This is a genomic window from Nitratireductor sp. XY-223 (genome assembly GCF_004959855.1).
Lineage (GTDB): Bacteria > Pseudomonadota > Alphaproteobacteria > Rhizobiales > Rhizobiaceae > Hoeflea_A.
The window spans coordinates 1-20,667 of the sequence record NZ_SPNT01000022.1; the positions used below are offsets into that span (position 1 = coordinate 1).

General features: G+C 62.5%; 17 protein-coding genes. 8 read left to right on the forward strand and 9 right to left on the reverse strand.

Annotated elements, in window-relative coordinates; genetic code table 11:
- Nucleotides 1-138 precede the first annotated feature (138 nt).
- The 6 genes from E4M07_RS27355 to E4M07_RS27380 are packed head-to-tail and all read right to left on the reverse strand — an operon-like array spanning nt 139 to nt 7,433.
- Complete coding sequence (locus tag E4M07_RS27355; RefSeq protein ID WP_136661595.1) at nt 139-2,175, reverse strand: bifunctional aldolase/short-chain dehydrogenase; 2,037 nt, start codon at nt 2,173-2,175, stop codon at nt 139-141.
- Nucleotides 2,168-2,908, reverse strand: coding sequence for a class II aldolase/adducin family protein (locus E4M07_RS27360; RefSeq protein WP_246660638.1), 741 nt, complete (start codon nt 2,906-2,908; stop codon nt 2,168-2,170). Before E4M07_RS27360 ends, E4M07_RS27355 begins: the two co-directional genes overlap by 8 nt.
- Before the next feature lie 5 nt (nt 2,909-2,913).
- Nucleotides 2,914-3,951 carry a 2-hydroxyacid dehydrogenase gene (locus E4M07_RS27365; protein ID WP_136661596.1) on the reverse strand — a complete coding sequence of 346 codons (1,038 nt, stop codon included), beginning with the start codon at nt 3,949-3,951 and terminating at the stop codon, nt 2,914-2,916.
- Between the two features lie 11 nt (nt 3,952-3,962).
- Entirely contained in the window at nt 3,963-4,958 is a 996-nt protein-coding gene (locus E4M07_RS27370) for a sugar-binding transcriptional regulator (RefSeq protein WP_136661597.1), read from the reverse strand.
- Nucleotides 4,948-5,916 (reverse strand): sugar kinase, encoded by a 969-nt coding sequence (locus tag E4M07_RS27375; protein ID WP_136661598.1) that lies wholly within the window; start codon nt 5,914-5,916, stop codon nt 4,948-4,950. The genes E4M07_RS27370 and E4M07_RS27375 overlap by 11 nt, the downstream gene beginning before the upstream one ends.
- The gene (locus tag E4M07_RS27380) at nt 5,913-7,433 is read right to left on the reverse strand and encodes an FGGY-family carbohydrate kinase (protein WP_136661599.1); all 1,521 of its coding nucleotides are present in this window, start codon (nt 7,431-7,433) and stop codon (nt 5,913-5,915) included. Before E4M07_RS27380 ends, E4M07_RS27375 begins: the two co-directional genes overlap by 4 nt.
- A 320-nt stretch (nt 7,434-7,753) precedes the next feature.
- Between E4M07_RS27380 and E4M07_RS27385 the strand changes: the two genes are divergently transcribed.
- The 4 genes from E4M07_RS27385 (at nt 7,754) to E4M07_RS27400 (ending at nt 12,355) form a co-directional block, all read left to right on the forward strand.
- Nucleotides 7,754-8,743, forward strand: a complete 990-nt coding sequence (locus tag E4M07_RS27385) for a sugar ABC transporter substrate-binding protein (RefSeq protein WP_136661600.1) — start codon at nt 7,754-7,756, stop codon at nt 8,741-8,743.
- Between the two features lie 107 nt (nt 8,744-8,850).
- On the forward strand, nt 8,851-10,377 hold the full coding sequence (locus tag E4M07_RS27390; protein ID WP_136661601.1) for a sugar ABC transporter ATP-binding protein: 1,527 nt from the start codon (nt 8,851-8,853) through the stop codon (nt 10,375-10,377).
- 35 nt (nt 10,378-10,412) lie between these two features.
- On the forward strand, nt 10,413-11,387 hold the full coding sequence (locus tag E4M07_RS27395; protein ID WP_136661602.1) for an ABC transporter permease: 975 nt from the start codon (nt 10,413-10,415) through the stop codon (nt 11,385-11,387).
- Complete coding sequence (locus E4M07_RS27400) at nt 11,384-12,355, forward strand: ABC transporter permease (RefSeq protein WP_136661603.1); 972 nt, start codon at nt 11,384-11,386, stop codon at nt 12,353-12,355. The genes E4M07_RS27395 and E4M07_RS27400 overlap by 4 nt, the downstream gene beginning before the upstream one ends.
- Before the next feature lie 4 nt (nt 12,356-12,359).
- On the opposite strand, the gene E4M07_RS27405 is transcribed toward E4M07_RS27400, so the two are convergent.
- Both E4M07_RS27405 and E4M07_RS27410 read right to left on the reverse strand, forming a co-directional pair.
- Entirely contained in the window at nt 12,360-13,190 is an 831-nt protein-coding gene (locus tag E4M07_RS27405; protein WP_169054437.1) for a GntR family transcriptional regulator, read from the reverse strand.
- A 59-nt stretch (nt 13,191-13,249) separates the two neighbouring features.
- On the reverse strand, nt 13,250-14,776 hold the full coding sequence (locus E4M07_RS27410) for a sulfatase (RefSeq protein ID WP_136661605.1): 1,527 nt from the start codon (nt 14,774-14,776) through the stop codon (nt 13,250-13,252).
- 165 nt (nt 14,777-14,941) lie between these two features.
- Between E4M07_RS27410 and E4M07_RS27415 the strand changes: the two genes are divergently transcribed.
- The 4 genes from E4M07_RS27415 (at nt 14,942) to E4M07_RS27430 (ending at nt 18,839) form a co-directional block, all read left to right on the forward strand.
- Complete coding sequence (locus E4M07_RS27415) at nt 14,942-15,976, forward strand: ABC transporter substrate-binding protein (protein WP_136661606.1); 1,035 nt, start codon at nt 14,942-14,944, stop codon at nt 15,974-15,976.
- Between the two features lie 5 nt (nt 15,977-15,981).
- Complete coding sequence (locus tag E4M07_RS27420; RefSeq protein ID WP_136661607.1) at nt 15,982-16,758, forward strand: ABC transporter permease; 777 nt, start codon at nt 15,982-15,984, stop codon at nt 16,756-16,758.
- Nucleotides 16,758-17,513: an ABC transporter ATP-binding protein gene (locus E4M07_RS27425; protein ID WP_136661608.1), complete on the forward strand. Its 756-nt coding sequence runs from the start codon at nt 16,758-16,760 to the stop codon at nt 17,511-17,513. Before E4M07_RS27420 ends, E4M07_RS27425 begins: the two co-directional genes overlap by 1 nt.
- Before the next feature lie 84 nt (nt 17,514-17,597).
- On the forward strand, nt 17,598-18,839 hold the full coding sequence (locus tag E4M07_RS27430; protein ID WP_246660639.1) for an MFS transporter: 1,242 nt from the start codon (nt 17,598-17,600) through the stop codon (nt 18,837-18,839).
- Between the two features lie 57 nt (nt 18,840-18,896).
- On the opposite strand, the gene E4M07_RS27435 is transcribed toward E4M07_RS27430, so the two are convergent.
- On the reverse strand, nt 18,897-20,660 hold the full coding sequence (locus E4M07_RS27435) for an AMP-binding protein (RefSeq protein WP_136661609.1): 1,764 nt from the start codon (nt 20,658-20,660) through the stop codon (nt 18,897-18,899).
- Between the last annotated feature and the right edge of the window lie 7 nt (nt 20,661-20,667).

The window sequence follows — 20,667 nt, forward strand, 5'->3', positions numbered from 1 at the left end:
GGCTTCTGGATGCCCGTGCCCGTGTAGATCGCTATCGTGTAAAGCACCTTCTCACGCGGCGCCCGCATCGCCTCCATCGGTGACGCATAGCCAGGACCGCAACAGGGTTCGTTCATTGATCTTTCCTCAAACTGAAATCTATCTCAGTTCCGCCGCGGTATTTCCGCCGTCGACGGTCAGCACATGGCCGGTGGTGCGTTCCGACAGCGCCAACGCTACGAACGCCTCGCCGACATGGCGCGCCTCGACTTCCCGCTTCAACAGATTGCCGCCCATATAGTCCGCTTCGCTGACGCCGCGGGCGGCCGAGCGCTCCTTGATGAAATCTTCCGTGAGAAGCCCCGACCGTATGCGGTCGGCATTGATGCCGTTGACGCGTATGCCGTCGCCGCCGAGTTCCAGCGCCAGCTGGCGCATGAGGAACATGGTCGCCGCCTTCGGCATGCCGTAGGCGCCCATGTTCTTTCCCGGGTTGATCGCCTGCTTGGAGATGTTGAACAGGATCTGGCCCGGGCGCTGCTGGCGCAGCATCAGCGCCGCCGCCGAGGTGGCGAAGTTCTTGTGGGCAAAGAAATTCAGCTCGAATGCCTTGCGGAACGCAGCGTCGTCGAGTTCCAGCATTGCACCGCCCGTTGCCGAGCCGGCGTTCGAGACAAGGATGTCCAGCCCGCCGAAGGTCGCCACCGCGTGGTCCATCGCGCCTTCGGCCGCGCCTGCTGCGGTGATATCGCAGGCATGGGTGGTGTGCCACGGTCCGAGTTCGCCAACGGCATCCGCCAGCCGTGCCTCGTCGAGATCGACAAGGATGCAGTTGGCGCCGAGCTCCGCAAAGGCCCTGGCGGTCGCCAGGCCGATGGCACCCGCGCCGCCGGTGACCATGACCACCCTGCCCTGCAGGACCGGCGTCGCGCTGCGGTCCAGCTTGGCGCGTTCGACCGGCCAGTATTCGCATTCGAACTGGTCTTCCTCCGCAATCGGACGAAACCCGCCGGCATCCTCGCCGGCAATCCGCACGGCCATGTTCTGTTCGGCAAGGTCGGCGGCAACCGCGGCAGACCGCGCGTCGTTTCCGATCCCGACGATGCCGATGCCCTCGATCCAGGCATGTTTCGGATCGGGAGTGACCATCGATTTCGGCGTGTCGGATTGCTGTGCGTTGCGGTCGAAATAGGCCGCATAATCCGCTTCGAAGGCCTGCACGGTGCCCGCGATCGCGTCACGCCCGGCTTCCCAGACCTTTCTCGGGAGCACAAGCGGCCGTCCCTTGATATGCAGCACATGATCCGGCGAGCAGACGCCCTTCCCGGCGAGCGCCTCGACATCGGGCCGCGCCCAGACCGCGTGTGCGGCCGTGCCGCCGCGAATGTCGAAAACCGGCATCGCCACGTCCGGATCGCTGCGCTGCTCGGCAATGACACCGCGCAACACGGGAAGCACCGAAAGGTCCGCTGCCCGATCATGGCCGGTGTCGGACATCGTGCCGGTCATGCCGAAATAGGCGGCTGCCTCGTTGGCCTGATCGACAACCCGGTTGTAGCTCTGCTCGGCCGTATCGCCGAAGGCCACGTGGCCGTGGTTGAGCAGCAGCAGACCCTCCATATCCGGGTTCTCGTCAAAGACCTCGGCCGCTCTCTTGTCCAGCGCAAAACCAGGCATCATGTAGGGCACGACGCCGACGCGGCCGCCGAATATCTCGCGGCACACCTCCTCCGCATTGGGAAGGTTAGCAAGCACCAGGAACGGGGTTGCGTGTGTGTGGTCCACATAGGTGTGCGGCAGGAATGCGTGCAGCAGGGTCTCGATCGACGGGTTCGGCGCGCTGGCATCCAGCAGCGCGGCGCGCTGGGCGCTGATCATTTCACGGTCGCTGAGGCCGTTCAGCTGTCGCTGCCTGAGAAGCGGGTCGAGCCAGACACCGGGCATGCCGTCCGCTTCGACCGCACCCAGATCCCAGCCCGAACCCTTGATATGAACAACGGCCTGCTCATCCCCATAGAGATCGCGCCGCTTGACCTTGACGGACGTGTTGCCGCCGCCATGCATCACCAGGTCGGGATTCCGGCCGATCAGCCGCGACGTGTAGACGCGCTCGGCCAGCTCCTGGTCCGCCGGATCGTCGCCCGCTTCCCTGCGCCAGCGAATTGCCTCTTCACGGTCGTAGTTGTTGTCAATCATTGCACTTCGCCGATTCTGGAAATCCGGTCATGGCGAAACGCGAGGGTCCCGCGTCCCGCCCGCTCCCTTGCGGATGGACTTTCTGCATTTGATAGGCCGGGGACGCCTCCACCTCCTGCCGGGTCAACAGCACCGGCCCGCCAATGGAAAGAGCGATGCAATACTGGCGCGCCAGGGCTTCGAGCTGCACGGCCGCGTCGAGCGCCGCCGCAAGCGTCCCGCCCACCGTGATCATGCCGTGGTTGGCGAGCAGGCAGGCGGTGCGGTCTTCCAGGGCCGCCAACGCCGCGTCCGAGAGGGCCTGGCTGCCATTGACGGCATAGTCCGCGCAGCGCACATCGTCCCCGCCGAATGAGGCGATCAGGTAGTGACAGGCCGGAATCGGTTTTCGCGCCATGGACAGCGCCGTCGCAAAGGGTGAATGCAGGTGGACGACGGCGTTCACATCGGATCGCGCCGCCAGGATGTCCCGGTGAAACCGCCATTCCGAAGACGGCTCGTACGCGCCGCTCCAGCTCCCGTCGGAAATCGCCATCGGGACAATCATGTCCGCCCTGAGACGGTCATAGGCGATCGAGCCCGGCGTGATCAGCAGGCGGTCTCCGAACCGGGCGCTGACATTGCCGGACATGCCCTGGTTGTAGCCGGCCGCGTTCATTTCGATGCAGCCGTCGATGATGGCCTGGCGCAGTTTCAGTTCGTCGTTCGGTGACATGGTCGGGCGTTTTTTCATTCGATTCAATTCGGGTTGATGGGCGGCTCGCCGGCGAGAAAGCGCCGCACCTCTTCTGCCGCCTGTTCCGCGGCAAAGGTGACGGTTCGGACCGACGCGCCGGCGATATGCGGCGTCAGGGTCACATTCGGCAGCTGCAGCAGGGGCCAGTCTGCAGGAACGGGTTCGACGGCGAAGGTCTCCAGCATCGCGCCGCCCAGATGCCCGGAGCGGAGCGCTTCATAGAGCGCATCGTAGTCGACAAGCGGCCCGCGGGCGGTGTTGATGAAGATCGCGCCCTTCTTCATGGCGGCAAATTCATCCTTGCCGATCATGCCCTGCGTTTCGGGCGTGACCCGCGGATGCATGGTCACCACGTCGCTTTCGGCCAGCAACTCCGCGAGCGAGGTGTGCAGGACGCCGTCCCGACGGTCCTGTTCCGACAATTGTACGTAAGGATCGCTGACGAGCACCCTCGTTCCGAAGGCGCGCAGAAGCCGCACGACTTTCGTTCCGATATTGCCGTAACCGATGACCCCAACGGTCATCTCGTTGAGTTCCCTTCCGGTGCGGTCGGCGCGGTAGAGGTCTCCGCGCCAGTCGCCGGCGCGCAGGGATTCGTGGCCCTCGCGGATAAGCCTGGTCTCGGCGAGAATCGCGCCGATGGTGAACTCGGCAACGGCGGTCGCGTTCCGGCCCGGCGTGTTGACGACGAGGATACCGTTGTCGCGGGACGCCGGCATATCGATGGAGACCGGCCCGCCGCGCGACACCGCGACAAGTTTCAGGTTCGGCAACTGCTCCATCATCTTGCGCGACAACGGCGCCAGATGGGTGACGAAAATCTCGGCATCGCCAACAAAATCCAGCACGTCCTCGGCGGTTCCGAAATACTCCTTCAGGCCATCCATGCCGGCAACGGCGTATCCGTGTTCCATCGCCACGTCGGGCCACTGCTGCTGCATGGTCCTTATCGTGTGGGCATTTCCGCATGCCTCCTCGATCTTCTCGGCAAAGACCTCCGGAAGCATGAAGAGATCGCCAATGATTGCTATTTCGGCCATGGTAACGCGTCCTAGATTTCCAGCAGCGCTTGTGCGGTCTGCTCGTCAGTGACCAGATGAGACACATAGCCACCATTGAGCGTCGCGGTTATCGCATCGAATTTCGCCGGACCGCCGGCGACCAACAGCCCGTTTGCCCTGTCCTTGAGATATGAAAGGTCGATACCGATCATGCGCTCGTCCATTGGACCCTCAATGTGCGTACCGGCACGATCGATGAAACGGCCGCACAGCACGCCGACGGCGCCCTTCTCGCGATACCAGTCGAATTCCTCTTTGCTGGTGATGGCGGACTGGACGATGGGCGTGTCTGAATCGCAGTTGCCGACCGAAAAGATCGACCGGTCGATGGTCTTCAAACGCTCCAGCTGTTCGCTTATGACCGGTTCGCCGCGCAGCGCCTCCGCCAGTTTCGCGGAGGTCAGGATGGCCGGCGCATGCAGCGTGTGGCACTCGGCGCCGAGCCGGGAAGCGAGGCTGATGGCGCATCCCTCCGCCGTCGACACAAGGGGGGTCGTCATCGACCCGATGAGTTGACAGACCGTCAGATCCTCGATGATGCGGTAAGGTGCCTCGTTGGCCAGGTGATAGATCGTCTCGCCCCATGCGATACCGACAAGTTCGCCGGGCTGCAGTACGTCGTGCAGCGCCATGGCGCCGACCTGAGCCACCTCGCGGTTGATTTGCGCCTTGTAGGCGACATCGGCCGGGTCTCCTTCCGGCGTGAGGCTGGCGATGTAGACATCCGCAAGGTTGAATTTGGCGCGCAGGTCGCGCGAGGTGTTGGACACCGCGAAGGATGCGCCGTTGATGCGAATGTCAACGATGTTCTGTTCGCGCGCCAGGCGCAGATAGTTGATGACCGTGGGGCGCGACACGCCGAGACGCAGCGCGATCTCGTTCTGGGTCAGGCCTTCCTTGTAGTAAAGGATCGCCGTGTTCGCCAGGACGCTGTCCTGGTGCAGCGACCGGCGGGCATCGCTCTTTTTCGCGTGTTCAGTCATCATTGTCTTCCAGTATCGAGGCGGTGCTCATGAATTCGAGTGTCCGTTGCAGATCGACCACCCCGGCATCGGAGCCGAGCCCTGTGGCGACCAGACCGGAGACCGCGGTTCCCAGCCGGCAGGCCATTTCCAGGTCGTAGCCCATGCTGAGCCCGGCAATGAAACCGCCGCAGTAGCTGTCGCCGCAGCCGGTGGTGTCCGAAACTTCCACTTTGAAAGCAGGTATGCGCCAATTGCCATCGGCGGTGCTTACGAACGATCCCCTGGCGCCCCACTTGAAGATGCAGGCCGTGGCGCCAAGATCCCGGAAATAACGCGCGGCGTCGGACGGATCGGATTTTCCGGAGATGAACCGGGCCTCCTCCATCGAAGGCATGAAATAGTCGACATGCGGCAGCAGCTCTTTCAACTGGCCGAGCGTCCGGTCGCTCGGGCCGATCAGGTCGAGGGTCACCGTCAGCCCCCGCTGCTTGGCGTGGGCGAGCAGTTTCGCGCTCTGGCCCCGGTCCATTCTTTCAAGGAAACCGGTGCCGCCGTGATGCAGGAACCGGGCGTCGCACACCGCGTCGAACTCGGTCTCGTCCAGCCACCAATCATCTGATGCGCCGCGGCAATGCAGGGCGGGACGCTCGCCATCGGGCCGGATGGGCAGGATCGTTGCCGACGTCGCCACAGCATCGGTGCGCTGCAGCAGCGAGCAGTCTATGCCCATCGCGCGATACCGGTTTTCGATGAAGTCGCCCTTCTCGTCGCGTCCCAGGCAGGCCGACGTCGAGCAGGATACGCCGAGCTTGGCGGCGTTCATGACAGCACCTGACGCGGTGCCGGCGGGGTTCATCCGTATTTCCTCGACAAAGGCGATGCCGCCCCCTTCGGGAATGGACGAGACGGGCCGTCCGGCGATATCGAGGATGGTCAATCCGGCAAAGACGGCATCGAAACGTGGGCTGCTGCCGGTCATGACGGGCCCCCCAGAATATCGCGCCGCGCATTCCACAGCGCCGGCGAGGATGCCACATGGTTTTCATAGAGCTGAAAAAGCTGGTTGTAGGAGGCGACCATTTTGCCGTCCGGCCGGTGCCGACGCAGCGCCTCGTCGCGCACCGGCGGCCGTGCGATATCCATCATGCCGCCGGCGCAGGCGCCGATCATCGCCGCGCCCCAGACGCCGTGGTCGCTGGAATCGCTGGCCACGATCGTCGTGTTCATGACGCTGGCGATGATATCGCACCACAGGGCATTGCGGGCCCCGCCGCCGGTCATGAAGATCTGACCCGGCGTGGCGGCGCCTGTTGCCTGGAAACACTGCCGTAGGCTCATCGCGGCGCCCTCCATCACGGCGCGGGCGAGATCCGCCTGCGTCGTGGCGCTGGTAATTCCGTGAAACGACGCCGTTGCGTGCGGCGCCACGACCGGCGCCCGCTCTCCCGACAGAAACGGCACGAACACGACGCCGTTGGCGCCGGCGGGCACCGAAGCTGCCGCGCTGTTGAGGCGTTGTATGACCTCCGCCGCGTCCGCCCCGCCGTAGTTCACGCTGTCGAGCGACGTGAACCAGTCAAGCGCGGACGCACCGCTGAGCGGTGCCAGGACCCTGATCCATTTGTCGGCATAGGGGTGCGCCAGGGTTGCGCCGGGCTGCGGCCCGCTGAATGCCTCCGGCTCGACGATGACCGCCACCACAGCGGTCGTTCCGAGGATCAGGCAGATGTCGCCGGTTTCGGCAAGCCCCATGCCGCTGATCATCGCCGCCACGTCGATGCAACCGGCGGCCACCGGGGTTCCGACCGGCAGGCCGGTCGCGCCCGATGCCGCCTCGTCGACCGCGCCGTTGAGCCCGGTCGCCCGCAGCGGATCGACAAGCTTGTCCTGCAGCTCTTCGACCCCGAGCATCGCGAAGGCTTCCGGAGCATAGCGGCCCGATTCGAGATCAAGAAAGGGGATCGTCGCATCGGTGTAGTCCGTGGTCAGTTGCCCGGTCAGGCGTAAATTGATCCAGTCCTTGCAGTTGATCGCATGCCTGGCCCGCGCCGCGTTCTCCGGCTCATGGTCCTTCAGCCAGCGATAGGCCGCACCGGACGTTCCGGGCCAGATAGCGGTCCGGCTGAAACGCGCGAGCCGGTCCGCCGTGCCGTCCTCGATCCATCCGGTGACGTAGTCGACCGCCCTTTGATCGTTCCACAAGATGGCGTCCCGGACCGGCCTGCCCTGCTCGTCGAGCAGCCACAGTCCATCCCCTTGAGCGCACACGCCGACGGTGCCGATGTTTTGCGCACCGACTTGCGTTGAGACGGACTTGATCGCATCCGCGGCTGTCTGCCAAACGGCCTCCATCGGCTGGGACGACCACCCGGACCGCTCAGCGACGGGATTGCTCTCGCGGTCTTCCAGCGCCCTGATTGCGCCATGCGAATCGTAGACCGCCGCCTTGACGGCGGTCGTACCCACATCCAGTCCAAGATGGAGATTACCAGTCATTCACACAGCCAACACATTACCCAATTCTTTTTACATATGGCATATAATTTTACAATTGTTAAGTCTGTTTTCTTGAGCGCGAAACCGGAGATTCCACCCGCTCGAATGGCGCCGGGGCAATTTCAAACACGGTTGTCACGCGCCCGCCTCGTTTGACTTATGACATTTCTTGTTACATAAGTTAAGTCCGTTTTGAAACGGCTGTCACGATTTGTGGTTCGATCCTGCACCAAGAAATTTGGTTCCCGGCCACGTGCAGACCGGATGAAAACGTTGGTTCGAATGCAGCCATCCTGCGGCTGCAAAAGGGAGGAATAGCAATGAGCAAGAGTTTGCGTTCAAGCGTTCGCGCGCTTGGCCTGGGCATCATGGCCGCCGCGGTTGTCGCGACCGGGGCATGGGCGGACGGGCATCTGTCACTGGACGGCAAGAAAATCGGCGTGGCCGTCGTTGGTACCCAGCACTTCTGGGACCGCGAGGCCTTCAACGGGGCGATCGACCGGGTCAAGGAACTCGGCGGCGAAGTCGTTCCCGTCGATGGCGGACGCGACAATCAGGTACATGCGGACAACCACGACATCTTGCTGAACAGCGATGTGGATGCCGTCATTTCCATTCTCGGCGACGGGGCCGTCGAGCCCAAGTTCGAGGCGCTCAAGAATGCCGGCGTGCCGGTGTTCACGGTCGATCACCTGTCGCCGCACGGCATCAACAACACGACGTCCGACAACTACTACATGGGCACCACCATCGGCCGCTACATGGCGGACGCGATCGGCGGCCAGGGAAAGGTCGCGATCTTCAACGCCTTCGAGGGCGCATTGCGGATTTGCGGTATCCGCGCCGGCCTGTGGAAATACGTGATGCAGGACTATCCCGGCATCGAGATCATGCAGCCGGAACTGGCGGAGGAGTTCGCAAACGCACCTGAAGACGCGCGCAAGAAGACGCTCGACCTTCTGGCCGCCAATCCGAAAGGCACGATCGATGCCATTCACGTCGGCTGCTGGGACCAGCCCGCGATCGGCATCGTCCAGGCGCTCGAGGAAGCCGGCCGCACCGAAATCAAGGTCACCGCACTTGATGGCGGGCCGGAAACACTCGAAATCATGGCCGAGGAAAACAGCCCGTTCGTAGCCAATGTCGCGCAGCAGCCGCGCAAGATCGGATCGACCGCGGCAACGAACGTGGCCCGCCACTTCGCCGGCGAAAAGCTGCTGCCGCAGACTTTTGTCGACGTCAAGCCGGTGAACGGCCCTGATGAGGCGAAGGCCGTTTACAAGGAGCTCGGCTACGGCGACCTGAACTAGGAGCCCTGCCTTTTCAGTGGACAGCCGGCCGGATGGCCCGTGATTCAACGCGGGCCTTCCGGTTATAATCCCGCGGTGGTCATTTCAATCAGCATCGGCCCGTGAACATGACAAAGAACGATGACCTGCACGTTCTTTCCATGGCTGGAATCTCGAAAATGTTTCCGGGCGTACAGGCGCTCGACCAAGCCAGCCTGTATGTCGCCCCAGGAGAAATCCACGGGTTGGTCGGCGAGAACGGCGCCGGAAAATCGACCATTATCAAGGTCCTTGCCGGCGTCTATGCCCGCGACAGCGGGACCGTCACCATCAACGGCACCGCCTACGATACGCTGACGCCGGCGTCGGTGCACGCGGCCGGCGTGCGGTTCATCCACCAGGAACTGCATCTCGTCCCGCATTTCACGGTCGCTGAATCGGTTTTCATGGGCCAGGAGATCAGCGGTGTTTTCGGTATCGACCGAAAGACGATGAACGCCCGGGCGTCCGCATTCCTGTCGGAAACGCTGCATGTCGATATTGCGCCGAACACCCTGATCCGCGATCTGGGCATCGCGGAACGAAAGCTGGTTCAGATCGCCCGTGCGCTGATCGACAACAAGGCCCGGATCGTGGTCTTTGACGAGCCGACCGCGCCGCTGGCGATGGCCGAGATCGAGCAACTCTTCGCGGCGATCCGACGGCTGAAGGAACGCGGCATCGCGATCATCTACGTGTCGCACTATCTCGGTGAAATCACCCAGCTCTGCGACCGGGTGACCGTCTTCCGCAACGGCAAGGACGTCGCGGTCGAAGACAATATCGACGATGCCTCCTCCGACAGCATCATCAGGCACATGGTCGGCCGCGCCCTCGACGCGCTCTATCCGACGAAGCACCACGCGGTCGAAGCGCCGATCCTGAAATTGTCGGGCCTGACCAGCGAGGGCCAGTTCAGCGGCATCGACCTGACGGTCGGCAAAGGTGAGATCGTCGGCCTTGGCGGCCTCATCGGATCCGGCCGGGAAGAACTGACCGACACCATTTACGGCCTCAAGCAGCCGACATCCGGCAGCATTGAACTGGGCGGGCGGGAGTTGACCATATCGACGCCGTCAACGGCTGTCGCCGCGGGGATCGTGCTGGTTCCCCGCGACCGCCGGCATGACGGTCTGGTGCTCGACCTGAGCGTCGGCGACAACATCAACCTGGCCTCCCTGGAAGAGATTGCGGACCTGTGGCTGGAGAACCGCAGGTCGGCCGCACGGCGTTCCGACGCGCTGTCGGAAAAGCTGGACATAAGGCCGCGCAATTCCAGCGCCATCACACGGTTCCTGAGCGGCGGCAACCAGCAGAAGGTGGTTCTGGCCCGATGGCTGGCGACCGGCTCCAAGGTGTTCATCCTGGACGAGCCGACGGTGGGAGTCGATATCGGCGCAAAGGTGGAGATCTACCAACTGATCGAGGACCTGGCGGCGCAAGGCGCCGGCATCATCATCTCTTCGTCCGATCCCGCCGAACTGCTCGGCCTGTGTGACCGGGTCGCGGTCCTGATGCGCGGCAGGATGATTGCCGACCGCCCGACCGACACGCTCGATATCGACAGCCTGATCGCCCTGACAACCGGTTTCGAAGCAACGGGGGATGCGGCTTGAGCGCGGACAGCGGACCTGCGGCGGGACAGTCCGCCGTGCCGAGACGGGCAGCCTTGGTCGGCTACCTGCCGCTGGCGATCTTTGTCGTTCTTCTCGTCTATCTCAGCTTCACGGCGCCGAACTATTTCAGCTTCCAGAGCCTTGACCTGATCCTCAGGCAGGCCATTCCGACGGTGGTCGTGTGCCTCGGCCTTTCCGTGGTGGTCATGGCCGGCGGAAACGATGTCGTCTCCGGCGGGATCGATCTTTCGATACCGGCAACGGCGGTGATGTCGGCGGCGATCATCGCGGACCAGGTCACCAATCACGGCACGCCGATCGCCATCGCCTTTGCCCTGGCGTTGATTGCCGCGCTGATTGTCGGCGCCGTCAATGCGCTCCTCGTCGTGCGGATCGGCATGACGCCTCTATTGGCGACGCTCTCGGTCTCGGTTGCCGTGGTCGGGATCGTCAAGGTGATCACGTCCAGCCGGCGGATCAATGTCGACCACCCGGTCGTGGTGTGGCTGCGCGACGGGTCCATCGCCGGCGTCTCGGTCGGCGTCATCCTGACGACGATCCTGTTCCTCATCTTCTTCTTTGTCGTGCACCGGACACGCTGGGGCATGAACCTGCAGGCCGTCGGCGGCAGCCGCGACGCCGCCGAGATCTCCGGCATCCCGACCGGCCGCTTCCTGTCGCAGTCCTTCGTCGTCGCGGCGTTCGCCGGCGGGCTGGCATCCATGTTCGTGCTGGCGCGCGGCTCCGGCTCCACGCCCGGAACGGAGGAAAATCTCCTGCTCGAGATGGTGCTGGCGACCTTTCTGGGCGCTGCTTTCTCCCCGCGCCGGGTTGTCACCCTGTGGGGCGCGGTGCTCGGAGCGGTGCTGGTGACCGCGCTCTCCATCGGCTTCAAATCCATCGGGGTCAACGTTTTCTGGACCGGCTGCATCAAGGGTGCCCTGATCCTCGTTGTCGTCGCCTCCGCATCGCTGTCGCTGAGGGCATCCGCACGGGGGCACGCAGCATGAGCCTCGTGACCGAGACCAATTCAACCACGATGCGCAATTTCCTGGTGCGCTACGGTTTCCTCGTCATCATCGCCGCGTTCTTCGCGTTCTTCTCGCTCTATACCGGCAGCTTCCTCAGCGGGACCAACCTGCTGAACATCATCGAGGGATCGTCCATCCTGCTGATCCTTGCGCTCGGCATGACGCTGGTCGTGGCGCTGGGCGGCATCGACCTGTCGGTGGGCATCGCATTCGACATGGGCGCCGCCTTCGCCATCGTCGCCATGAAGGATTTCAACGCGGCCTGGTACGTGGCCATAATGATCGGCATCGGCGGCGGCGCGATTGTCGGCCTGCTCAATGCGTTCCTCGTCGTGAAACTGTCGGTCAGCCCGTTCCTCGCAACGCTCGGCACGTTCTTTATCGGCAGTTCCGTACAGCGCATCTTTACGGGTGGCGGCGGCCCGATTTCGCATCGGCGGGCGCCGATGGAGTACCGCAACCTGGCGATCGGCGACGTTTTCGGCATTCCGTCCGAAGTCATCATCGCTGCGGTTGTGCTGATCATCTATTTCGTTTTTCTGGAATGGTCGATCTTCGGCAAACGCATCCATGCCATCGGTCTGCAAAAAACCGCCGCGCTCGTGGCCGGCATCAAGGTCAACAAATACGTCGCGCTGGGGTTCATCATCGCCGCGGCCACCTGTGCCATCGGCGGCATGATCGGATCGGCGAACCTGCGCATGTTCACGCCGCTGGCCGGTTTTTCCTACCTGCTCGACGCGATTGCCGCCGTCTTCATCGGAGCCTCGATCCACCCGCATGGACGGCCGAACGTGCCGGGCACGCTGATCGGCGTGCTGTTTCTCGGCATGGTGGCCAACGGCCTCAACCTGATGGGGCTCGATTTCAACACGAAGGATGCGCTGTCCGGGCTCATCCTGGTCGGCGCGCTGGCCATCGCGGTGGCGCAGAAGCGCTGGCGCTAAGCCATCACTTCATGATGGCCATGTGGATCCGCGCGGCGTCCGAATTATAAAAGGCGCGATAGTATTCCAGGGGCGTGTTGTCGCTTTCAAAGGCGATGGATTCGATCTCGATCATCGGCAGGCCCTGCTGGATGCCCATCACGGCGGCGACGTCTTTCGGCGGAATGACGGCATTCAGCCAGCGTTCGGCGCGCACCAGCGTGCGGCCGTAGCGCTCGCGCACCATGCCCAGGATGGACCGGTCGTCGACATCCATGTTCTCAAAGCCCGGGACCTTCTCGCCGTGGAGCGACATGCGCGTATAGGTGATCGGTGCGTCATCCATCCAGAAGACCCGCACCACGCGCACGACGCTCCCCTCGGCGTCGAGCCCGAGTGCGTCGCGCTCCTTCTCGTCCGGCTCGGAGCGGTAGAATTCGAGGGTTTTGGTGCGCACCGCATGGCCGCGGGCGATGAGATCGTCATAGGCGCTGAGCGTCGTCGAGATAAAGTCGGTCTCAAGCGGCGGCGATCCGACGAAAATGCCCTTGCGGTGGACTTTCACCACCAGCCCCTTGCTGGCGAGCGCCTGCATGGCGTTGCGCACCACCGGCCTGGAAATCCCGAACCGGTCGGCGATCATCTCTTCCGACGGGATGCGCGAATGCGGCTCGAGGCGGCCTTCCCTTATGGTGGTCTCGAGCTGCTCGTAAAGCTGCCTCCAAAGGGAAACGCCGCTTTTCTTGTCCAGCGTGATGGACCTGCAGGCGTCGCTGAAGGCCTGCCCCTCGGGCGTGCCGGTCAGGTCGAAGGCGGGCCGTCCGGGCCGCCGTATTTCCATCGTGGATCCAGTCATCGGACTTCCAAAGCAGCATGCCGTTCGCGGTCGGATCATCGCGAATCCGGCAGGGAATATCAATGCGGACCGGCCATTCCGAGCCGCTCATACTGCTCCGGAGGGCATCCCTCCTCATCCATCAGCTTTCGGGCAAGCGCCAGCAGGCGCTCCCTCTGCTCGGGCTCGGAATCCCACAGATTTCTCGTCTGGCCGGGGTCCTGTGCCCTGTTGTAGAGATAATTCTCGCGGGTCCGCGGATCGATTTCGATGGGAATCTTCCACATGGGCAGTGGTACGGTCGGGTCGAAATAGCCCTGGTCCACGGGTGGCTCAGGCAGCTTCCCGACCCTCCCGTCGACGGGATTGTCGACGATGAGCGGCCTGGTAATCGCGGTCGAATAGACGTAGAGCGGCTTGCCCTCGAGGGGCGCTCGGAACAGCGTCCAGTCACCGTCACAGACACAGATGCCCTGTCCGAAGGTGCCGTAAAGGATGGCGTCGCGAATATCCGCGCTTTCATTGCGAATGAGCGGCATCAGGCTCCTGCTGTGCCGGTTGGCTTCAGGCAGGTCGGCGCCGGCGGCCTCGATGACGGTGGCAAAGAGATCCACCGTCTGGGTAAGACCCGTCACGCGCCGCCCGTCTCCCTGGTGTTCCGGGTGCCAGACAATCATCGGGATATTGGCGTGGCTGTCGTAGTGCGGGTGCTGCTTGCCGAAGATGCCGCGCTCGCCGAGATCGTGGCCGTGGTCGGTGGTGAAGATGACCATGGTGTCGCCCCACAGCGACAGTTCATCCATCTTGTCCATGAACCTGCCGAACCACACATCAGCCATGGTCGCCTTGCCGAGATATTGCGAGCGGAGAAACGCCAGTTCCTCCTCGCTCGTCTGGGCCATGAAGGCGTCGAGGTCGTCATAAACCTGGTAGGGCGGCCAAATATTGAAATCGTCCTTGCTCTTGCCGGTCCGGTTATACATCGAGCCATAGGGTTCCGGTGTGTCGAAAGGCTCATGGACATCGAAGGATTCGATCTGAAGGAAAAACGGCCCCTTTGACGCGTTGTCGGCCAGCCAATCGGCCGCCTTGCTGAAAACCTTCGCCGGAAAATAGTCCTCCTCGTCTTTGAAATCGCGGACATTGGCATAATACTGGCCGACATATTGACGGGCGCGAAATTCAGCCATCTTCTCCACCCATTTTGGGAGCGGTTCTGCATCCGGCACCCGCCAGGCGTCGTATTCATGGCCACGGATGAACTCAATCGACCTGAAGCCCTGAAGGTAACCGTTCGCCTCTTCTTCCCAGTAATGATAGTGATCGGTGACGATGCCCGTATTGAAGCCCTTGGCGCCGATTATTGACGGCAGGCGCGGATCAAAGACTTCCAGCGAGCCCCAGGGACGCCAGAGGAATTCCTTGCGGCCGGCGAATATCTCGCGGCGTGCCGGCATGCACGGCAGGCTGGCGATGAAGTGGTTTTCGAAAATATGCGACTTCTCGCCAAACCTGTCGAGAAACGGCGTGCGACACTCGGACTGGGGATTGAACATCTGCAGGCAGTGCTTGTTCAGACTGTCCACCAGAATCAGGATGATGTTCATGTTTGCCTCCGGGAATACGCCGACCTGCCTTGGCTTAACCACAAGGCGATCATATTCTAGTAATTACTAGATTGACAAGTGTCGATTATTCTGACAAATGTAAAACAAAAAAAGGACGGTTGCGGCCGTGAATGCCGCACAGGATTCTGAAGGGAGGAAGGAACCATGTCATCTGCTTTGAAGAGCAAAATCAGCCGCCGCACGGCGCTCAAAAGCGTCGCTGGCGCAGGCGCCGCACTTGCCGCACCCAGTTTCTTTATTGGAAAGGCCCACGCGGCCAATGAAAAGCTGACAATCGGCATCATCCCGGCCTATTCGTTCGGGATCTACTGGCTGGTACAGGATCAGGGTTTTGCGCCCGGAGTCGACATGGAATTCCGTGTTTTCCCCTCCGGCCCCCCTGCCATTGAAGCCATGGTGGGCGGCTCGGTCGAGGCCATCACGGTCGGTTCCGTTCCGCCGCTCGCAGCGATGGCGCGCAAGGTCGCCGATTTCCGCGAAATCTCCGTTTGCGGGGACGCCAGCGGCCTCTTCACCATCGTCGGAGCGCCCGGCCTCAAATCCCTTTCCGACCTCGAAGGTAAGCGGATCGCCGTGACCTCCGGCTCGAATTTCGACTTTTTCCTCGACGTTGCCCTCCGGCAATCCGGTCTCGGCGATATGCCACACACCCGCGTGAACATGGAGCCTATCGATGCCCAGGCTGCCCTGATCGCCGGTGCCGTGGATGCGACGGTTCCGCTTGCGACCTCCCGCAAGCTGATCTTCGAAAAGCTTCCGGACGCCAGTCTGCTCGCCGAGGGAGCGCAGATGCCGATCGACAAGCGACCGAGTATCATGGACGTGTTCATGACGACTCAGCCGGTTCTCGACGCCAAGCAGGAGGCGTTGAAACAGGTGGTCGCCGCCTTCCACAAGGAAGGTGTCGGCATGCTGCGCGACAATAACGACGAAGTGGTCAACCGCATGGTGGTCTGGCAGGAAGGGATCGGCCGCGCCGGCGTCAAGCCGGAAGAGGTCGAGCCGCTGCTCAACGGCTATTTCTACTTCGACACAAACGAGATCAAGGATGTCTATTCGAAGAACATCCTCAAGAACTCGAAAAAAGTGCAGTCGGAATTCCTGGTCAATGCGGGCAAGCTTGAAAACGTGCCCGATCTCGACGCGCTGATCTCCGATCAGATTGTCAAGCAAATCTGACGACCATGGAGATTCTGGCGAAAGTTACGACGGGGCGCTTCGGTTTGGGCGCCCTGTCCGTGGCGGTTGTGTTCATCCTCTATATCATCGTGACCAACCAGCCCGACAACAACCCGGCGCTGCTGCCGCCGCTCACGGACATCTTCAACTCGTTTGTCACCAACGTGACATCCGGAACACTCTTTACGGCCCTCGCGGCGAGCCTCTTCCGGATCTTCATGGGCTTTTTCATCGGCACCACGCTGGCGCTGATCCTCGGATGCCTGATCGGCTGGTACAAGGTGATCGAATACCTGTTCGATCCGCTGATCGAGGCGCTTCGGCCGATCCCGCCGCTGGCCTATATCCCGATCATCATCATCTGGTTCGGGATCGGTGAGTTCAGCCGGGTGCTGATCATCACCATCGCCTGTTTCATGGTCTGCGTCGTCAACGTCATTGCCGGGATGAAAAATGTCCCCCAGGTCTATGTGGACGCCGCCGCCACCATGGGCGCCTCGCGTTTCCAGGTGTTCAGGACCGTGGCGGTTCCGGCAGCGACGCCCTTCATCATCACCGGCTACCGGATTGCGCTTGCCGCCGCCTGGACGACGCTGGTCGCATCCGAACTCCTCGCCGCGCAGAACGGCCTCGGTTTCCTGCTTCAGGAAGGCCGCCGCTACTTCCTGACGGATCAGGTGATGATGATCATTGTCATCATCGGGGCCTGCGCGTTCATCATGGACCGCATTTTCCGCAAGATCCAGGCGCGGCTGATGCAATGGTCGGAGGCACGCGAATAATGCCGGAGATCCTCGTCGACAAACTCACGCACACCTTCGGCAAGGGCGGCCCGAACCCGCTGACAGTGCTTGAAGACATCAACCTGAAATTCGAGTCGGGCAGTTTCTGTTCCATTGTCGGAACGTCCGGCTGCGGAAAATCGACCCTGCTGAAAATGATGGCCGGCCTGTTCGAGCCCTCGGACGGACAGATGACCCTTGATGGCGACATCATCAGGGGGACCGACAGGCGCAGGGGCATGGTGTTCCAGCAGGATGCCGTCTTTCCCTGGATGACGGTGTCGCGCAATATTTCCTACGGCCCGCGCCTCAGGGGCGCGAGCCGGGAGGAGCAGGCGGAAATCGAAACCAAATGGGTCGATATGGTCGGCCTGAAGGGTTTCGAGGACCGGTGGCCGCGCGAATTGTCCGGCGGCATGCGCAAACGTGTCGACATCGGCAGGGTCTACGCAAACGATCCCGACGTACTGCTCATGGACGAGCCGTTCGGGGCACTGGACGCGCAGACCAAGGAGCGCATGCAGGCCGACCTGCTGGAGACCTGGCGGCAGTCGAAGAAGACGGTCATTTTCGTGACACACGATCTGGAAGAGGCGATATTCCTCTCCGACAAGATCATCGTGATGTCGGCGCGCCCGGGCCGAATCCGGCACATTGAAGAAGTATCGCTGCCGCGCCCGAGAACCGACGAAATGCGCCTGACCGACGAGTTCATCCAGATCAAGCGCAAGCTCTGGGCCATGCTGGAGCACTGAGGCCGCGATCCCGGCGGGGCAACTTCCCGCCAACCATGATAATGTCGCCTCGGTAATTGGTCTTGCACTGTTTCGAGGTGACGCGTGGCATCGAGCAGCATTCCTTCAAACGGCTCCGAACCGTTTGAGGCAGAACGACGATGGAGTGTTCTGGCAATCACCGCAGTCGCGGTCGTCCTGTCGCTGATGAGCTGGTTTTCCGCGACCGCCGTCATCAATGATATTTCGCGCGCCTGGGAATTGGATACGGCCACAGCCGGCTGGCTGACCAATGCGGTGCAGCTGGGATTCGTGACGGGCGCCATCCTGTCCAGCCTGCTGGCGATTTCCGACATTGTCGCCCTGCCCCGGCTGATGGCCGGGTCGGCGCTTCTCGCAGGGATTTCAAGTGCCGTTCTTCTGATCGAACCGGGTTTTGCGGGTGCCGTTTTAGCGCGCTTTGTCACCGGAGCGGCGCTTGCCGGGGTCTATCCGCCGGCGATGAAATTCATCGCCACGTGGTTCAAAACCGGACGCGGCATTGCCATGGGCGCCATGGTCGGCGCGGTGACCCTTGGTTCGGCCGGTCCGCATCTGGTGCGGGCCGTCGGACAGGTCCTGCCCTGGGAAACCGTGATCACCGTCACGGCCATCTGCTGTTTATTGTCAGCGGTTGTTTTCCTTGTTCTGCGCGAAGGTCCGCACGGATTTGCGCGGGCCCGGGTCGACCCGAGGCAGGTGGCGGCGATCATCCGCAACCGCCCGGTGATGCTGGCCAATTTCGGCTATTTCGGCCACATGTGGGAACTCTATGCCATGTGGGGATGGATTCTCGCCTATGTGGTCGCCGCCTCGGATTCGGGCGCCTATTTCGGCAACGCGTCCTTGCTGGCCTTCGCGGTCGTCGCGATGGGCGCACCGGGCTGCCTGCTGGGCGGCTTCTTGTCGGACATGATCGGACGCTGCTACACGACGGCCCTGATGATGGCGGTGTCGGGCCTGTGTGCGCTGGCGGTCGGCTTCCTGTTTGACGGTCCGGCCGCCCTCTTCCTGATCGTCGCATTGATCTGGGGGCTGACCGTCGTCGCCGATTCCGCCCAGTTCTCGGCAGCCGTCAGCGAACTCTCGGACGCCAGTTACGTGGGATCGTCGCTGGCCTTCCAGATGGGCGTGGGATTCGCCATCACCACAATCACCATATGGCTGGTGCCGGTGATCGCGGATTTCGCCGGAAGCTGGCGATGGACCTTCCTCGTTCTCGTGCCCGGCCCGTTCCTTGGCGTCGTCAGCATGCTTGCCCTCAGGCGCCTGCCGGAGGCTGCGAAAATCGCGAACGGCCTGAGATAACCGAGTACTGTCCTGGTCCGAAGTGCCGGCGGCGCGCTGTCTGTCGACGCCGGCAGATCACTCGCTGAAGCCGTTCTCGACCATCCAGTCGCGCATGGCGAATTTCTGCGGTTTGCCGGTGACGGTCATCGGCAGTTCGTCGACGATGCGGATGTGCTTGGGGATCTTGTAGTGCGCGATCTTTGTGTCGCAGAACCGGCGTATATCGTCGGCCTGCAGATCAGCCCCGTCGCCCGGCACGATCCAGGCCCCGACGACTTCGCCCAGCGCGCTGTCGGGAATGCCGAAAACCTGCACCTCCTTGACCGCCGGATGGCTGAACAGGAAGTCCTCGATTTCCGCGGGATAGATGTTCTCACCGCCGCGGATGATCATGTCCTTCACCCGGCCGACAATCGCGCAATATCCCTCCTCGTCCAGTGTCGCGAGATCGCCGGTACGCATCCAGCCGTCGACAATGGACTCAGATGTCTTGTCCTCGTCGTCCCAGTAGCCGCGCATGACGGAGTAACCGCGGGTGCAAAGCTCGCCCTCGGCGCCCGCCGGGACGATGGCGCCCGCCTCGTCGATGATCTTGACCTCCAGGTTCGGGTGGATGCGCCCCACCGTCGTGACCCTCTTTTCGATCGGATCGTTAACGAAACTCTGAAAGGAAATCGGCGAGGTTTCCGTCATCCCGTAGCCGATGGTCACCTGCGACATGTTCATCTCGTCGATGACCCGCCGCATCACCTCGATCGGGCATGGTGCGCCGGCCATCATGCCGGTGCGCAACCGGGACACGTCATACGATCCGTTGCCGAGTTCCTCGAGCATGGCGACGAACATGGTCGGCACGCCGAACAACGCCGTGCACCGGTCCTTCGAGACGGCTTCGAGTGTGTCGGGAGCCGTGAACGCCTCCCCCGGAAATACCATCGCGGCCCCTTTGCTGACGCAGCCGAGCACGCCCAGCACCATGCCGAAGCAATGGTAAAGCGGGACCGGAATGCACAGCCGGTCCCGCTCGGTGAACTGCATGCGCTCGGCGGTAAAACGGGCATTGTTGACGATGTTGTAGTGGGAAAGCGTCGCCCCTTTGGGCGATCCGGTCGTGCCGGATGTAAACTGGATGTTTATCGGCTCATCCGGGTCAAGGGACCGGGCGATCGTGTCGAGCCGCAATTGCTGCGCCGGCCCGCCAAGCGACTGGACCTCCTTGAACGTGAATGCGCCGGGCTGCGGATCGTCGGACATGACGATCACGTGCCTGAGTTGCGGCAATCGGGCTGCCGCGAGCCGGCCCGGCTCGCAGTCATCCAGTTCCGGCGCAAGGTTTTTCAGCATCTCGACATAGTTGGAGGACTTGAATGCCTGCGCCAGGACGAGCGCGCGGCAGCCGACCTTGTTCAGCGCATATTCGAGCTCCGATACCCGGTAGGCGGGATTGATGTTGACAAGGATGAGCCCGATGCGGGCGGTCGCAAACTGGGTCAGCACCCATTCCAGCCTGTTGGGCGACCAGATGCCCAGCCGGTCGCCCTTCTGAAGCCCGAGGGCCAGCAGCCCGGACGCCATCTCATCCACCATCCGGTCGAGATCGTAATAGGTGAACGTCCTTGCCTCGTTGGGAAACACGACGGCGTCGCGCGGACCGTGCCGGGTGACCGCCTCGCGAAGCAGGTCCGGAATGGTGATGTGTCTGAGCGCCGGCCAATCCGCGCCGCGAACATAGGAGCGGCCGTCCTGCGGCGCGAGGTCCGCCGGGTTGCTGTCGGAATCTGCCTTGACGCCATTTCCGGTCTTCAGCAGTCCGGCCAGGCTCTCGTTGAGTATGGACATGGCTTCC

Coding starts and splice junctions, on each gene's coding strand:
- E4M07_RS27355 (WP_136661595.1), bottom strand. CDS start 2,175: ATGATTGACAACAACTACGACCGTGAAGAGGCAATTCGCTGGCGCAGG.
- E4M07_RS27360 (WP_246660638.1), bottom strand. CDS start 2,908: ATGAAAAAACGCCCGACCATGTCACCGAACGACGAACTGAAACTGCGC.
- E4M07_RS27365 (WP_136661596.1), bottom strand. CDS start 3,951: ATGGCCGAAATAGCAATCATTGGCGATCTCTTCATGCTTCCGGAGGTC.
- E4M07_RS27370 (WP_136661597.1), bottom strand. CDS start 4,958: ATGATGACTGAACACGCGAAAAAGAGCGATGCCCGCCGGTCGCTGCAC.
- E4M07_RS27375 (WP_136661598.1), bottom strand. CDS start 5,916: ATGACCGGCAGCAGCCCACGTTTCGATGCCGTCTTTGCCGGATTGACC.
- E4M07_RS27380 (WP_136661599.1), bottom strand. CDS start 7,433: ATGACTGGTAATCTCCATCTTGGACTGGATGTGGGTACGACCGCCGTC.
- E4M07_RS27385 (WP_136661600.1), top strand. CDS start 7,754: ATGAGCAAGAGTTTGCGTTCAAGCGTTCGCGCGCTTGGCCTGGGCATC.
- E4M07_RS27390 (WP_136661601.1), top strand. CDS start 8,851: ATGACAAAGAACGATGACCTGCACGTTCTTTCCATGGCTGGAATCTCG.
- E4M07_RS27400 (WP_136661603.1), top strand. CDS start 11,384: ATGAGCCTCGTGACCGAGACCAATTCAACCACGATGCGCAATTTCCTG.
- E4M07_RS27405 (WP_169054437.1), bottom strand. CDS start 13,190: ATGACTGGATCCACGATGGAAATACGGCGGCCCGGACGGCCCGCCTTC.
- E4M07_RS27410 (WP_136661605.1), bottom strand. CDS start 14,776: ATGAACATCATCCTGATTCTGGTGGACAGTCTGAACAAGCACTGCCTG.
- E4M07_RS27415 (WP_136661606.1), top strand. CDS start 14,942: ATGTCATCTGCTTTGAAGAGCAAAATCAGCCGCCGCACGGCGCTCAAA.
- E4M07_RS27420 (WP_136661607.1), top strand. CDS start 15,982: ATGGAGATTCTGGCGAAAGTTACGACGGGGCGCTTCGGTTTGGGCGCC.
- E4M07_RS27425 (WP_136661608.1), top strand. CDS start 16,758: ATGCCGGAGATCCTCGTCGACAAACTCACGCACACCTTCGGCAAGGGC.
- E4M07_RS27435 (WP_136661609.1), bottom strand. CDS start 20,660: ATGTCCATACTCAACGAGAGCCTGGCCGGACTGCTGAAGACCGGAAAT.